Genomic DNA, 14,530 nt, shown 5'->3' with positions numbered 1-14,530 from the left:
AAGTGCTTGGACGGTAAACGATCCGTGGCAGCGGAACTCTAAGGTGCTGCAATCCCTTCTGGGAAGCGCTTGTCCGAACCTGGGCCCGGGATCCGGTCAACGGACGGCGGCACGCCGAACATCCTGCGGTACTCGCGGCTGAACTGAGAGAGTGAGGTGTATCCGACCTGATGCCCGATCCGCGCGACGTCGGCGCCGGAGGACAGCAGCGCGAGCCGCGCCTGCTGCAGCCGCAGCGCTTTCTGATACTGCAACGGGCTCAACCGGGTCGCCGCCCGGAAATGCCGGTTCAGCGTCGACACACCGGCCGCGACTCCGGCCGCCAGCTCATCGACCCGGAGCGGCTGATCCACGTGCTCCTGGATCCACCGGACGGCGGCCGCGACCAGCGTCGTACCGGACTCGGTGTCACCCAACTGCCGGACCAGGGACTGCTGCGACCCGGTCAGCAACCACCAGTGGATCTCCCGGATGATGCCCGGGGCAAGGACTGCGTAGTCCGCCGGACGCCGGGACAGCCGCAGCAACCGGGTGATCGCGTCCAGCAACTGGTCGTCTGCGGTGCTGACCGCGAGGGCCGGCGTACTCCGCACCGCGGAACGCCGGCCCTGATCAGGCGACTCCAGTAACAAGGCGGCGATCAGCTCCTTCCGCAGCGGCAGCCCGAGCCCGACGAACGGCGTCCGCTCGGAGGCCTCGGAGATCCGCCCGACCAGCGGCAGATCAACCGTCACCACCAGGAACTCACCCGCCCGGTAGTCGTAGACCTGGTCGCCGAGCGCCGACTGCTTGGCGCCCTGCAACACCAGACCGACGGTCGGCGTCGTGGTCGAGCCCAGCGGCCGCGTCGTCCGCGACGCCTGGACCAGCGACATCCCGCCGATCTCGATCCGCCGATCCGGGGCGCCGGTCATCGTGAGTACCAGGTCCCGCAGTGCGGTCAGCGTCCACGTCCTCCAGTAAACCCGCCGGTTGCCCGATCCCGGCGCAGGTGAGCCGATCAGGCAAGAAGCCGGGCGAATCGGTCTACGGACGCCGGCCGCCGCGGCGAAGACTCGATCACATGACCACATTGGATTCCTATCGCACCGTGCCCGGCTCGGGCCTGCGGATCAGCCCGGCGACCCTGGGCACGATGACCTTCGGCGAGGACCACGGCTGGGGCGCCTCGGTCGCGGACTCCGAGCGGATGCTCGACGAGTACGTCGACGCCGGCGGCAACTCGATCGACACCGCGAACATCTACACCTTCGGCCATTCCGAGGTGATCATCGGCGACTGGCTGGCCGCCCACCCCGGGGTGCGCGACCGGCTCGTCGTGGGCTCGAAGTTCTTCGCGAACCTGCACGCCGGCGATCCGAACGGCGGCGGCGCGGGCCGCAAGGCGATCCTGCACCAGCTGCACGACTCGTTACGCCGCCTGCGCACCGACCATCTGGACATCTACTGGCTGCACAACTTCGACCCCGGCACCCCGCTCGACGAGACGCTGCGGACCCTCGACGACCTCGTCACCGCCGGGAAGATCCGGTACGCCGGGTTCTCCGACGTCCCGGCGTGGGCGACGGCCGAGGCGATCACGACGGCCCGGCTGCGCGGCTGGTCGGCGCCGATCGCGATCCAGGCCGAGTACTCGCTGCTGGAGCGGACGATTGAAGGCGAGCTGCTCCCGATGGCCCGCAGTCTCGGCGTCGGCGCCTTCGCCTGGTCGCCGCTCAAGGGCGGCTGGCTGGCCGGCAAGTTCGGCGCCGGTCCGACCGAACCGGCCGACACGGCCCGGAGCCGGGCTCAGCAGCCGCCGGCCGCGACTTACCCGATCCTGGACGCCGTCCGCGAGGTCGCGACCGAGCTCGGGGTGAGCGCGGCCGAGGTCGCGCTGGCCTGGGTCCGGGACGGTGCGGGCCTGACCACCACGATTCTCGGCGCGCGGCGTCCCGAGCAGCTCCGGGCGAACCTGAAGTCGCTGGCCCTCGATCTGCCCGCCGACGCCCGGGCGCGGCTCGCGGCGGTCTCGGCGCCGGCGCTGAACTTCCCGGCCGAAAACAATGCCTTGCTCGCGCCGCTGCTGCAGTTCCCGGGGCTCACCGTGGACGGCTCGGCGTACGGGCGGCTGGAGATCCTCGGCGAGCCGGCCGAGCGGTACTGAAATTCGTTCGAGGGTTTGAAAGAGGGCCGAAATCATCGGGATTTCCCCAATGGGCAGTGCCGGAAATCGATGTTCTACTGAGGCTCGCGGTGGGCCCGCCGTAGTTACGCAGTTACCGCCCGAACAAGAGGGGAAACCGTCATGGAGAAGGTCGAGACCAAGCCGGAGCCGCGCAAGATCATGGTTCGCCGGCTCGAGAAGCTGGAGACCACGGCGATCATCGTCACCGACCCCGGTTGCCGTAACGAGGTCTGTGGCTAGTCGCAGCGTTTGATTCGGAGCCGGGGCGTGGGCGACCACGTCCCGGTTCGCGCTCTGGGGAGGGCTCGATGGAGAAACCGCGCGTGAAGGGGATCCACAAACCGGTCCGGCTGACGCCGGCCCTGGTCACGATCGGGGGGAGACAACAGGGGATCGGCGCCGAGATCGACGACCCCGACGGGATGGTCTGGCAACTACTCGGGCTGATGGACGGCAGCCGGAGTCGCACCGAGATCGTCGAGCAGCTGACCGCCGATCGGCCCGAGCTGACACCGGACGAGGCGACCGACGCACTGCAGGCGATCATCGATGCCGGCTACGTCGAGGACGCCGCCGCGCCGCCGCCCGGCAACCTGAGCCCCGAGGAGCTCGATCGCTACGACCGTGCGCACACCTATTACGCCTGGGTCGACCTGACGCCACGCGTGTCCCGGTACGACGTCCAGTCACGACTCAAGGCGAGCAAAGTCGTCGTCCTCGGCCTCGGCGGCACCGGATCCGCGGTCGCCGCCTCGCTGGTCGCGGCCGGCGTCGGCGCGGTGCACTGTGCGGATTTCGACGTGATCGAGGCCGGTAACCTCACTCGCCAGTTGCTCTACACCGAGGAGGACCTCGGCAAACCGAAGATTCCGGTCGCGGTCGAGCGGCTGAGCAAGATCAACAAGCACGCCGTCGTCACCGGCGAGGAGCTCAAGGTCGACTCCGCCGACGCCGTCGCCTATCTGATGGACCAAGGCGATCTGCTCATCCTCTGCGCCGACCAGCCGATGCACACCATTCGCGAGTGGACGAACGCGGCCGCCCTGCGGACCCGGACGCCGTGGATGCAAGCGCAGTACGCCGGTCCGATGGCTGTCGTCGGACTCTTCGTACCGGGGGAGACCTGTTGCCCGGACTGTCTGCCGAGTGTCCGCGACCGCCTGCGGGAGCAGCACGGCCAAGAGCCGGAGGATCTGTTCCCGTTCACCGGTCACGCCGTGATCGCCCCGACCGCGAACCTCACCGGCCATCTGGCCGCATTGGACGCCGTCTACCACCTCGCCGGCATCCCGACCACGACGCGCGGTCTGATGTTCCACCTCAGCCTGACCGACCTGACCTACCACTACACCGTCCGCCCGACCCCCGGCGTCACCTGCCCAACCTGCGGGTGGACATGACCCAGGTGATCGACGCCGACTCCCGGCTCGACCTCGCCGGGGTGATCGTCCGGCGCGAGGCCGACGACGAGTACGTCGTTGGCGACCCGGCGACCGGCGACTTCATCGTCGTCCCGGAAGCCGGCGCCCGGCTGGTCGAGCTGCTGGCGGCCGGCAGTTCGGTCGCAGCGGCGGCTGCCGAGCTGGAGCGGGAGACCGGCGAGGCGATCGACGCGGCCGACTTCGCGGCGGCCCTCGTCGAAGCCGGGATCGCCCGTCCGGCTGCCGATCCCGCCGCCACGGCGGTGCGCGACGAGGCGCGGCACTGGGCGGTGTCGCGGATCCCGTCCTGGCTGGTCCGGCCGTTCTTCGGGCCGGTGGCGTGGGCGGCGTACGTCGCCTGCCTGGTCGCGACGCTGGTGATGTTCGGGCTGGAGCCGTCGCTGCGCCCGACGTACGAGGACACGTTCGTCTTCCCGGATATCGTGCTGAGCCTGCTGGTCACCAACGTGGTGGTGATCCTGCTGACCTTCCTGCACGAGGCCTGGCATGCGTTCGCGGGCGCGGCGGTCGGCATCCCGTCGCGGTTGCGGCTGGAGCGCCGGGGCATCTTCCCGGTGCTCGAGACCGACCTGTCGGGGTTGTGGGCGCTGCCGCCGGCCAAACGCTACGGGCCGTTCCTGGCCGGGATGGCGATCGACAGCGTCGTCCTGTTCCTCGCCGTCGCGCCGCGGTACGCCTGGTCGCGCGGCTGGATCGACCTGTCGCCGATGCTGATCCGGATCCTCGCGATGGTCGTGCTCAGCCAGGTCGCGAAACTCGCCTTCCAGACCTTGGCCTACCTGCGCACCGACATGTATCTCGTGATGTCCACCGCGACCGGCTGTGGCAACCTGCACCAAGTCACCCGGCTGTCGCTGAAGCGCCTGGTCCGCCGGCTCAAGCCGGAGGAGCAGACCGTGCTCGACACGGCCGCCGCACGCGACCTGCGCGTCGCGCGCTGGTACCGCCTGCTGTACGTCGCCGGTCTGATCTGGATGGTCTGGTTCGCGATCCACTTCATCGTCCCGAGCGCGAAAGTCACCTTCGGCTGGGCGTTCGGGGTCATCGCCCAGGCGCCCGTCCTGAGCCTCTACTGGTGGGAGGGCCTGATCTTGCTCGCCTTCACGTCCCTGAACGTCTTCCTCCCAGTCGGCGTCGCGATCCGCAACCGCCGCCGGGCCGCCCGATGAGACAACGGGCCGGCCTGCTCGTCGGCATCCTCGTCACCACGCTCAGCGTGATCACCATGTCCAGCTTCGCGTTCGGCGTCCTGCTCGGTCAGTTCACCGACCGCGAAGCCCTGCCCTGCAACGAGGTCCCCGGCACGCCGCAACCCTTCGAAGGCAACCGGCACCTCGCCTACAGCAACGCCCCGCACGACCCCTACCGCACCGACCCGCCCACCTCCGGCCCGCACTCACCCCGCGTCGTCATCCCCGGCATCTACCGATCGCCCATCCCGCCGGAGCTTCAGGTCCACATCCTCGAACACGGCCATGTCCTCCTCCAGTACGCGCCTGGCACCTCGCCCGCCGACATCGATCGCCTGGAGCGCGTCGGACGCCGCCACCCGCGCGACGTCGTCGTCGCACCACACCCCACCCTCAGCACCGGCATCGCCCTCACCGCCTGGCAACGCCTGCAAAAGTCCCCCACCATCGACGCCGACGCCATCGAATCCTTCGTCACCAAGGTCGCCGGCCGCTACGACCACCAATGGCGCAACGGAGCCACCGACTGCCTTACCTCCTGAGTTCCGCCCAGTGGAAGCGACCTCTTGCTGCCGTCGGGGGAGCGGGCGTGCACTGAGGCCATGTCAGAACGTCCCGCTCTGCTGCTGGTTCACGGCGCCTGGCACGGCTCGTGGTGCTGGCAGGCTTTACGTGATTCGCTCGACGGCCGGCGCGTCGAGACGGTCGACCTGCCGAGTGTCGGGTCGACCCGGCACGTATGCACGACGATGCCCGCGATCGTTACGCGGATTGCCGACTGAGCTGCGCGGCCGCCTCCGCGACGACGGCGACCGCCAGGGACTGCGCGGTGTCGGCGTCGTTCTCCGGAATCAGCTGGTGGATCATCCGGCTGACGTGCAGATCGAGCGCGCTGATTCGCTGCTGCCGCGCCATGGCCGCGGCGTGCTCGACATCGTGATGGACGATCTGGCTCGCACCCTCCGGCGGGAGCGGAGCGAGCCACGCGTGCTCAGGCGCGATGACGGTCTTGGCCGGTAGCAACGCCAGCGCGCCGCCGCCCGTGCCTTGCCCGAGCAGGATCGCGAGCGTCGGAACGGTCAGCGTGGCCAGCGTCGCGATGCACTGCGCGATCTCCCCGGCCAGCCCGCCCTCCTCGGCCGCCGGGGACAGCTCGGCGCCCGGAGTGTCGATCACGGTCACCAACGGCAGCCCGAGCGACTCGGCCAGGTTCATCCCGCGCCGCGCCTGCCGGAGCGCCGCCGGGCCCATCGGCTTCGACTGGGACCGATCCTGGCCGACCACCACACAAGGCTGCCCGTCGAGGCGCGTCAGCGCGACCAGCACACTCGCATCCGGCTCGGTCAGCCGGACCGTCCCGGTCGCGCCGTACCGCAACAGATCGCGGACGCCGGCCCGCTCCGGACGCCGCGTCCGCAGCACCGAGGCCCAGGCGTCGCCCGGGTCGATCGAGCCGGTACGCCGCGGCAACCGCGGCGCGACCGGCGGATCGACCAGGACGCCGAGCGCCCGGTCGAGCAGCACCGGCAGATCGGCCATCGAGACCACGCCGTCGATCACTCCGTGCGCGGCCAGGTTCTCCGCGGTCTGCACCCCTTCGGGGAACTCCGCACCGTGTAAGGCCTCGAACACCTTCGGGCCGAGGAACCCGGTCAGCGCGCCCGGCTCGGCCACGGTCACATGGCCGAGCGAACCCCAGGACGCGAACACGCCGCCGGTCGTCGGGTGCCGCAGATGGACCAGATACGGCAGCCCGGCGGCCTTGTGCGCCATGATCGCGGTCGAGATCGAGATCATCTCGACGAAGGCCGGCGCCCCTTCCTGGACGCGCGTCCCGCCCGAGGCGGTGGACGCCACGATCGGGAGCCCTTCGGCGGTGGCTCGGCGTACGGCGCTGGTGATCCGCTCCGCGGCGACCCGGCCGATCGAGCCGGCCAGGAACGCGAACTCGCTGACCAGCACGACCACCGGGCGGCCGTGCACGGTGCCCCGGCCGGTCAGCACGGCCTCGTCCGTCCCGGAGCGCTCGGCGGCTCGGCGTAACTGCTCCTGGTACTCCGGATCGGCGACGTGGACGGCCGGCTGGTCCCACGACTCGAACGAGCCGTCGTCGAGGAACGCGTCGATCAATCCCTGCGCGGCGCTCAACGTGGTCACCATCCCGGCGCCACCAGCGCGGCCCAGACCAGCAGCGGCCCGACGACGACCACGATCACGCTGTAGGTCAGGATCTGCTTGTAGTACACGGGTTCGGTGATCGTGTCCGGCCGGTTCGCCAGCATCAGCGCGCCGTTGGTGGAGAACGGGCTGACGTCGACGATCGTCGAGGCGACCGCGAGGGCCGCGACGAACAGGCCGGCGTTCAGGTGGCCGTGCGCGATCAGCGGCAGCGCGATCGGGATGATCACCGGCAGCAGCGCGGTCGACGAGGCGAATGCGGAGACGACGCCGCCGACGTAGCAGAGCACGAGCGCGCCGATCACCGCCGCGCCGAGGCCCGCGGCCCACTTGCCGACGAACTGCGGCGAGCCGGCCTCGGTGAGGATCGCGGCGTACGTGCTGACGCCGGCGACCAGCAGGACGGTCGGCCAGGCGACCTGCTTGGCGGCGTCCTTGTTCTTGATCGGCGACAGGATCGCGAGCAGCACAGCGGCCGTGATCGCGACGAAGCCGATGTTCTTGTCGAAGACCAGCGCGACGACCGCGACGCCGAGGAACGCGATCAGCGTCAGGATCTGATCCCGGCGCGCGCCCAGCGGCGTCTCGGCGTCCGCCGGTTCGGTCTTGTCGGCGCGCTGGGACAGCAGTTTGCGGCCGCCGAGCAGCACGAACAGGATGATCGCCATCACGAGGTTGACGGCCAGGCTGGACAGGAAGACGGTCAGCTCGCTGTTCGGCAGGCCGTTGTCGGCCATCACCGAGTTGGTGATCGTGCCGTAGATGCTGATCGGCGAGAACCCGCCGCCCTGCGCGCCGTGGACGACGAACATCCCCATCATCAGCGGGTTGATCTGATATCGCGCGGCGAAGCCGAGGGCGATCGGCCCGATGATCGCGCACGCCGCCGGGCTCGCGGCGCCGATCGCGGTCAGCACGGCGGTGACCGCGAACATCACCCACGGGATCAGCGCGACCCGCCCGCCCACCCCGCGGACGGCGCCCCGGACTATCAGGTCGACGGTGCCGTTGTTCTTCGCTATCCCGAACAAGAACGTGACGCCGATCAGCGTCAGGACGAGATCACCGCTGATCCCGGCCAGAATCTCCTTCTCGCTGAGTTTCAGCGAGTACATCCCGACCAGCCAGGCGGCGACGTACGCCAGTGCGCCCATGTTGATCGGTAGCACGGTCCCCACCACGAACAGCGCGACCAGCGCCAGGATCGCTACCCATTCCGGTCCCACGGTGCCCCCCAGGATCACAGTGTCAATGTTATGGTTCAGTGGCCTAGCCAATAGTCCAGTGAGCCATCTTGTCAATAAGCTTGGGGTATGGATTTGCTGCCACCTCCCCGTCCGGTGCCGCGATCCCGCCTGTACGAGCAGGTGGCCGATCAGATCAGCACGTGGATCAGTGAGAACGGGTTGCGGCCCGGGGACCGGCTGCCGCCCGAGCGTGAGCTCGCGCAGCGGCTCGGGGTGAGCCGGGCGACGCTGAGCCAGGCGCTGGTCGCGCTGGAGGTGATCGGCGCCGTCGTCGTCCGGCACGGCGACGGGACGGTGCTCACCGAACGCGCCCGCACCGGCCCGGTCATCGACGCCATCCGCGCGCACGCCGATCGCCTCCCCGAGGTGATCGAGGCCCGCGACGCCCTCGAAACGAAACTGGCCGCCCTCGCCGCGGCCCGGCGGACCGACGCCGACCTGGCCGCCATCCAGGCGGCGCTGGCCGAGATGGAAGCCGATATCGCCGCCGGCGGCCGCGGCGTCGAAGCCGACGAACGCTTCCACGGCGCGATCACCGAAGCCGCCCGCTCCTCCCTCCTCGCCCAGATGATGGGCACCATCCACGACCTCATCCGCGAGACTCGCCTCGAATCCCTCTCCCAACCCGGCCGCCCCAAAGAGTCCCTGGCCGGCCACCGCAAGATCGCCGAAGCCATCGCCGCCCGCAACCCCACCGCCGCAGCCGCCGCCATGCACGACCACGTCCTCCTCGTCTCCGACGTAGCCCTCCTCCGCGAGCAGCAACCGTGACCGGCGCCGAACATCTGGCGGTGATCGCGGCTGGGCTCGGTGCTGGGGTGCTTACTTCGACGGTGGGGGTTGCGTCGTTGCTGAGTTTTCCGGTGTTGATCGCGTTGGGGATTCCGCCGGTGGTGGCGAATGTTTCGAACACGATCGGGTTGTTGCCGGGGTCGATGTCGGGGGTGGTGGGGTACCGCCGGGAGATTCGCGAGGTGCCGCGGCCGATCACGATCGCGGTGGTTGTGTTGTGTGCGGTGGGGTCGATCGGGGGTGTCGTGCTGTTGCTGGCGTTGCCGCCGGGAGTGTTTGCGGCGGCGGCGCCGTGGCTCATCTTGTTCACCTGCCTGATCGTGGGCGCGCAGCCGCGGATCTCGCGGTGGTTGCGGGCGCGCAGCGACCATCCGCACGAGCTGCGGACGTCGATGTCCCCGGCCACCTACTTCTTCACCGCGCTGACCGGGGTGTACGGCGGCTACTTCGGCGCGGGCGCCGGGGTCATGATGATGGCCGTGCTCGGCCTCGGCCTGGATCTCGAGCTACGCGTCGTGAACGGTCTCAAAACCCTGTCGCTGCTGGCCGCCAACGTCGTCGCGGGCGCGATCTTCGTGCTGATCGCCGAGATCGACTGGACCGCGGCCGCGCTGCTGGCCGCCGGTTCGATCGTCGGCGGGTACGTCGGCGCCCACATCGGCCGCCGCATCCCGGGCGGGCTGCTGCGGACGCTGATCGTGATCGCCGGTGTCGTCGCCGCCGTCCTGATGCTGCGTTAGAGGAACTGCAGGAACGGCGTCACGAACAGCAGGCCGATGATGATCCCGTTGATCCACTTGTGGCTGAACAGGATCGCGACGAACTCCCGGATCGTCGCCGTCGGCCAGAAGTAGCGCGCGGTCGGCGAGCCGACCACCTGCCCGTTCACCTTGGTCTTGCGCGCGGTCAGCGCGGCCCGGAACGCGTGGAAGTTGTTCGTCACGATCAGGCACCGGTACTTCGGCTTCAGCGCGACCATCAACTCGCGGCTGAACAGCAGGTTCTCGGTCGTCGTGGTCGACCGGTCCTCGCGAAGCACCCGATCCTCGGGCACCCCGCGCTCGATCAGGTACGCCGCCATCGCGTGCGCCTCGGCGACATCCTCACCCGGTCCCTGCCCACCGGACGCGATGATGATCGGATCGCGGCCCTTGCGGACGGCGCGGTCCCGGACGAACTTGCCGCGGTCCAGCCGGCTGGCCAGCAGCGGCGGCACCCGCGACCCGCGCAACCCCGAGCCGAGCACGATCACGAAGTCGATCTTCCGCGACGAGCGGACCCGGCTGTAGACGAACGCGTAGATCAGGAAACAGCCGAACAGGAACGAGACGTACGTCAGCACGCCGGTGATCGCGGTCATCAACGCGGTCAGCGGCCGCCAGTCGAGCGCCTGCGAGACCGCGCCGAAGATCACCAGCCCGAAGATGCCGACCCCGGCCGCGAGCGACAGCAGGTTCTTCGGCCGCCGGCCCTCGCGCCGGATCATCGTCACCCCGTTGACGACCAGGAAGATCGCCAGCACCCCGATCGAGATCGGGATCAGCACCAGGATGCCGACCGCGAGCACCTCGGCCAGCGTGCGGCTGACGGTAGCGATCGCGAAGATGCCGCCGAGCCCGGCGAACATCAGCGTCAGCACCAGGAAGATGCTGTTGCGGAACAGCCGCCGGTCGTAGAGGAAGCTGATCAGGAAGATCAGGAACCAGAACCCCGCGATCGCGAACGGGATCAGGAACGGATAGCGGCTGAGCGTGTCACTGAGGTTCATCGGGCGCCATCCAACCACCGGATGGCGCCCGATCAGGTCACGCCAGGCTGGTCAGTGACGAAATCGTCGCTTTGTGCAGCCGGGTGATCACGTTCTTGGTCCTCGGATCCGACCGGTACGGGTACGAGCCGGACTCGAACACCAGGTACGCGCGGCCGCCGAACTCGGTGATCCCCTCGGACATACTCGGGGCCCGGAAACATGACAGCTTCGCCTTGTCCAGATCGGTCTGGCCGCGGCGGACGACGTACAGGTTGCTGAGTTTGTCGCGCCCGTACGACGTGCTGTAGACGAAGTGCGTCTTCGTGACCAGCAGCCCCTGGGTCTTGGTGGGGATCTCCCAGGCCCGGTTCACCGTGGTCAGGTTCCCGTTGGCGGCGATCTTGTACTCGTACATCTTGTCGCGGCCCTTGTCGTTGAACTTGCCCGACCAGAGCGAGTCGCCGTAGCTGGTCAGGAACGACGCGCCGTACACCTTGCGCTCCGAGCCGACCGCCTTGACGTACGGCGTCCCGGACTTCTTCATCGCGGCCGCGAGCGTGGACAGCTTGTACTTGCGGATGCCGTTGGTGCTGCCCTGGACGAAAGCCCAGCCCTTCGACGTGGTGATCCCGCCGCCGTGCGTCTCGGCGATCGCGACATCGCCGACGACCTTGTTGGTGGCCGGGTCGATCCCGACGATCAGCGAGTTCTGGCCCTTGTGGTACATCGTGACCAGCAGCAGGTTCTTCGAGCCGGACCAGTTCCACCAGGTGCCGATCCCCTGCGGGACGTGTGTGCCCAGCTTGGGCAGCGCCGCGCTGTTGCTGAAGCGGCTGTCGTACTTCTTGGACGCCGACGGCCCGTCGTAGAAGTGCGCGCCGCCGGCCTTGGTGTCACAACTGATCGCGGCGTCGGCCGACCGGGCCGGTCCCTTCACGGCGACGGTGATCGCTCCGCCGGCGGCGAGCGCGCCGGCCAATCCGAGAGTGAGGGCGAGCCGGGGGCGGGTCATCGTGAATCGCATTGCTCGACCCTAACGTGCTGCGGTGTGAAAGAGTCGCAGCAGGTTGGTGCGACGAAGGGATCCGCCGTGGTTGCGAACTGGGCCGGAAACGTGGAGTTCTCCAGTGTGCTCGAACGACCACGATCCGTGGCTGAGCTTCAAGAGCTGGTCGCCCGCTCGGCGAAGGTGCGCGTCCTCGGCACCGGCCATTCGTTCAACCGGATCGCCGACACCACCGGCACTCTGCTCACGGTGGCCGACCTGCCGCGCGTGATCGACATCGGCCCGAACGGCGTCACCGTCTCGGCCGGCCTGCGGTACGGCGAGATCACCGCCGCCCTGCAGGCACAGGGCCTTGCCCTGCACAACCTCGGCTCACTCCCGCACATCTCGGTAGCCGGCGCCTGTTCCACCGGAACCCACGGTTCCGGCGACGCCAACGGCCCACTCGCGGATGCCGTCAACGCGATCACCTTCGTCAACGCCGCCGGCGACCTGGTCACCCTGACCCGCGACGACCCCGACTTCAACGGCTCGATCATCTCCCTCGGCGCGCTCGGCGTCACGGTCAGCCTGACCCTGGACGTGCAACCGGCGTACGAGCTCAGTCAGGTCGTGTACGACGGGCTTCCGGTCGAGCGCCTGGCCACCGACTTCGACGCGATCATGAGCAGCGCCTACAGCGTCAGCGCCTTCACCGATTGGGCCGACCCCGAGGTGATGGTCTGGCGCAAGCAGAAGTCCCCGGACTTCCCGGCCGGCTGGCTCGGCGCGAAAGTTGCCGACGGCCCCCGGCATCCGATCAAGGCGATGCCGGCCGACCACGCGACCCAGCAGGGCGGCGTCGCCGGGCCCTGGAACGAACGCCTCCCGCACTTCCGCCTCGAGTTCACCCCGAGCAACGGCGACGAACTCCAGTCCGAGTACTTCGTCCCGCGCGCTCGCGCCGCCGAGGCGGTCGACGTACTCCGTGCCCTGGGCAACCAGTTCGCCGAAATCATCCAGGTCTCCGAGGTGCGTACGATCGCCGCCGACGACCTCTGGCTCAGCCCCAGCCAGGGCCGCGACACGGTGGCCCTGCACTTCACCTGGATCCAGAACGAAGCCGCCGTCCGCCCGGTCCTCGTCGCGCTGGAGGAGGCGCTGGCCCCGCTCGACGCCCGCCCGCACTGGGGCAAGGTCTTCGCCGCGGACGCCGTCACCCTCGCCGAGCGCTACCCGAAAGTCCCCGACTTCATCGCGCTGGCCGCCCGCCGCGACCCCGACGGCAAGTTCCGCAACGACTACCTGGACACCTTCCTCCCGGCCTGATCGTCAGGTGAGCTCGACCAGGCTCAACGGGAGATCGCCGATGGGCTGCGGGGGAGCGGTGGTCCTGAGGAGGGTGCCGCTGACATGCCGGGCGCTGTTGCTGAGCACGACGCGGCCCTGGTCGTTGACGACGGCAACCGTGCGATGCGTCGCGCGGAGACAAGGCAGGACGGCCTTCTCGAACGTGAAGACGCGGACGTCGGCGCCCGCGACGCCGACGAAGGTGCTGCCGACAACCACCGGGACGGTGAAGGTGAGCGTGTAGTCCTCGGTGCAGAGGTAGTCGACGTACGGGCCGGTGATGTGCTGCCGGCCGGTCGTGCGCGGGACGTCGTACCAGGGCAGCGACTCGTAGTCGTAGAAGTTGTCGCCGCGCGGGTCGGTGTCGACGAGCAGGCGCTCGGCCTTGCCGTTGTTGCGCATGAACCACTCGAGCCACCAGCGGGAGTCGGCGAGCGCGTCGACGGCGGCGACGAAACCGGCGCCCTGGATGGGGCTGCCGGCGGCGTCGATCGCCGGGCGGACGAGCGCGGCGATACTTTTGAGATCACCGCGACGGGCGGTCTGCTGTCTGGTGAAGGTGGTGGCGGCCGCGGCGGCGATCCGGTCGGCCAGGCCGAACGCCTCGCCCGCCAGAGCGCCGACGAGCTCGATGACGGCGGCGGTGTCCTGCGCAACGTGAGTGCTCATCTCAGTCCTCCAAAGCCAGTCTGAGGTCGATCAGCCGGGCCGTCGAGTCCGCGACCCGCTCCTCGGCGGCGGCGCGCGCGGCGTCGCCGTCCGTTCGTTCGATGGCCGCGACGACCTCCCGGCAACTGGCGACGGTACGCCGGTGGCTGTCGTCGTCGCCGAAGGCCAGCCACAACAGCGTGCCGACCTCGGCCTGCAGGCTCACCTCGGCCCGGTAGAGCCGGGTGGACTGCGCGGTCGCCGCGACCTCGATGTGGAACTGCGCATCCGCGCGCCGTCGAGCTCCAGGGCCTTCGGCGTGCTCCAGCGCGTCGCAGACCGCGGCCAGCCGGCGGACGTCGTCCGGGGTCGCGCGCTCGGCGGCGAGGCGGGCCGCCGTCCCGGCGATCGCGCCGTAGTGGTCACCGAGGTCACGCAGCTGCGCCAGGCTCAGCTCTTCGAGCCGGGCGCGGACGAGACTCGACGACATGTCTTCCTGAGCACGGACGAAGCTGCCGCCGCCACGCCCGCGCCGGGTGTCGATCAGCCCGCGCAGCCGCAGCGCGGACAGCGCCTCGCGGATCGTCGTCGTGGAGACGCCGAAGATCCCGGCCAGATCCGACTCCCCGGGGAGCTGCTCGGAATCCGGGATCAGGCCGAGCGCGATCGCGTCGGTGAGCCGGCGGGCCACCAGTTCCGAACGGCTCAACGACTCCAGCGGTGCGAAGACCGCCGCCGCGCCACTGCCGTAGAACCGCACTGCCACTGGGCCACCCCTTAA

At 69.5% G+C, this 14,530-nt stretch carries 15 protein-coding genes; 8 read left to right on the top strand and 7 right to left on the bottom strand.

Annotated features, from left to right (window positions below; all coding sequences use genetic code 11):
* Positions 1 to 38: 38 nt before the first annotated feature.
* A complete protein-coding gene (locus tag HPO96_RS06790; protein ID WP_202885520.1) occupies positions 39 to 914 on the bottom strand; it encodes an AraC family transcriptional regulator in 876 nt (291 codons plus the stop codon).
* 149 nt (positions 915 to 1,063) lie between these two features.
* Here HPO96_RS06790 and HPO96_RS06785 point away from each other — a divergent pair, with 149 nt between their 5' ends.
* The 5 genes from HPO96_RS06785 to HPO96_RS06765 all read left to right on the top strand — a co-directional run bounded on the left by HPO96_RS06785 (position 1,064) and on the right by HPO96_RS06765 (position 5,581).
* Entirely contained in the window at positions 1,064 to 2,146 is a 1,083-nt protein-coding gene (locus HPO96_RS06785) for an aldo/keto reductase (protein ID WP_202885519.1), read from the top strand.
* A gap of 329 nt (positions 2,147 to 2,475) precedes the next feature.
* Positions 2,476 to 3,567: a HesA/MoeB/ThiF family protein gene (locus tag HPO96_RS06780; RefSeq protein ID WP_171671922.1), complete on the top strand. Its 1,092-nt coding sequence runs from the start codon at positions 2,476 to 2,478 to the stop codon at positions 3,565 to 3,567.
* Positions 3,564 to 4,778, top strand: coding sequence for a hypothetical protein (locus HPO96_RS06775; protein ID WP_171671920.1), 1,215 nt, complete (start codon positions 3,564 to 3,566; stop codon positions 4,776 to 4,778). Before HPO96_RS06780 ends, HPO96_RS06775 begins: the two co-directional genes overlap by 4 nt.
* Positions 4,775 to 5,341, top strand: coding sequence for a DUF3105 domain-containing protein (locus tag HPO96_RS06770; protein ID WP_171671919.1), 567 nt, complete (start codon positions 4,775 to 4,777; stop codon positions 5,339 to 5,341). The genes HPO96_RS06775 and HPO96_RS06770 overlap by 4 nt, the downstream gene beginning before the upstream one ends.
* A gap of 60 nt (positions 5,342 to 5,401) precedes the next feature.
* On the top strand, positions 5,402 to 5,581 hold the full coding sequence (locus HPO96_RS06765) for an alpha/beta fold hydrolase (protein WP_171671917.1): 180 nt from the start codon (positions 5,402 to 5,404) through the stop codon (positions 5,579 to 5,581).
* Here the strand turns inward: HPO96_RS06765 and HPO96_RS06760 are convergent.
* Together HPO96_RS06760 and HPO96_RS06755 are read right to left on the bottom strand one after the other, a co-directional pair.
* Entirely contained in the window at positions 5,562 to 6,959 is a 1,398-nt protein-coding gene (locus tag HPO96_RS06760) for a carboxyl transferase domain-containing protein (protein WP_171671916.1), read from the bottom strand. The two genes, HPO96_RS06765 and HPO96_RS06760, sit on opposite strands and share 20 nt — an antisense overlap.
* Positions 6,953 to 8,221 (bottom strand): SLC13 family permease, encoded by a 1,269-nt coding sequence (locus HPO96_RS06755; RefSeq protein WP_337796524.1) that lies wholly within the window; start codon positions 8,219 to 8,221, stop codon positions 6,953 to 6,955. Before HPO96_RS06755 ends, HPO96_RS06760 begins: the two co-directional genes overlap by 7 nt.
* Before the next feature lie 69 nt (positions 8,222 to 8,290).
* Here HPO96_RS06755 and HPO96_RS06750 point away from each other — a divergent pair, with 69 nt between their 5' ends.
* Complete coding sequence (locus HPO96_RS06750) at positions 8,291 to 8,995, top strand: FadR/GntR family transcriptional regulator (protein WP_171671914.1); 705 nt, start codon at positions 8,291 to 8,293, stop codon at positions 8,993 to 8,995.
* Positions 8,992 to 9,756 (top strand): TSUP family transporter, encoded by a 765-nt coding sequence (locus HPO96_RS06745; protein ID WP_171671912.1) that lies wholly within the window; start codon positions 8,992 to 8,994, stop codon positions 9,754 to 9,756. The genes HPO96_RS06750 and HPO96_RS06745 overlap by 4 nt, the downstream gene beginning before the upstream one ends.
* Here HPO96_RS06745 and HPO96_RS06740 read toward each other — a convergent pair.
* Entirely contained in the window at positions 9,753 to 10,784 is a 1,032-nt protein-coding gene (locus tag HPO96_RS06740) for a YdcF family protein (RefSeq protein WP_202885518.1), read from the bottom strand. The two genes, HPO96_RS06745 and HPO96_RS06740, sit on opposite strands and share 4 nt — an antisense overlap.
* Before the next feature lie 37 nt (positions 10,785 to 10,821).
* Positions 10,822 to 11,790, bottom strand: a complete 969-nt coding sequence (locus HPO96_RS06735) for a hypothetical protein (protein ID WP_171671911.1) — start codon at positions 11,788 to 11,790, stop codon at positions 10,822 to 10,824.
* 24 nt (positions 11,791 to 11,814) lie between these two features.
* On the opposite strand from HPO96_RS06735, the gene HPO96_RS39530 reads away from it, so the two are divergent.
* Positions 11,815 to 13,080, top strand: a complete 1,266-nt coding sequence (locus HPO96_RS39530; RefSeq protein ID WP_337796523.1) for a D-arabinono-1,4-lactone oxidase — start codon at positions 11,815 to 11,817, stop codon at positions 13,078 to 13,080.
* Between the two features lie 3 nt (positions 13,081 to 13,083).
* On the opposite strand, the gene HPO96_RS06725 is transcribed toward HPO96_RS39530, so the two are convergent.
* Both HPO96_RS06725 and HPO96_RS06720 read right to left on the bottom strand, forming a co-directional pair.
* Entirely contained in the window at positions 13,084 to 13,770 is a 687-nt protein-coding gene (locus HPO96_RS06725; protein WP_171671907.1) for a cache domain-containing protein, read from the bottom strand.
* 1 nt (position 13,771) lies between these two features.
* Complete coding sequence (locus tag HPO96_RS06720; RefSeq protein WP_171671906.1) at positions 13,772 to 14,515, bottom strand: FCD domain-containing protein; 744 nt, start codon at positions 14,513 to 14,515, stop codon at positions 13,772 to 13,774.
* Between the last annotated feature and the right edge of the window lie 15 nt (positions 14,516 to 14,530).

Origin of the sequence: Kribbella sandramycini (genome assembly GCF_013131805.1) — a bacterium.
Classification (GTDB): domain Bacteria; phylum Actinomycetota; class Actinomycetes; order Propionibacteriales; family Kribbellaceae; genus Kribbella; species Kribbella sandramycini.
This window is presented reverse-complemented; position numbering and strand designations above follow the sequence as displayed.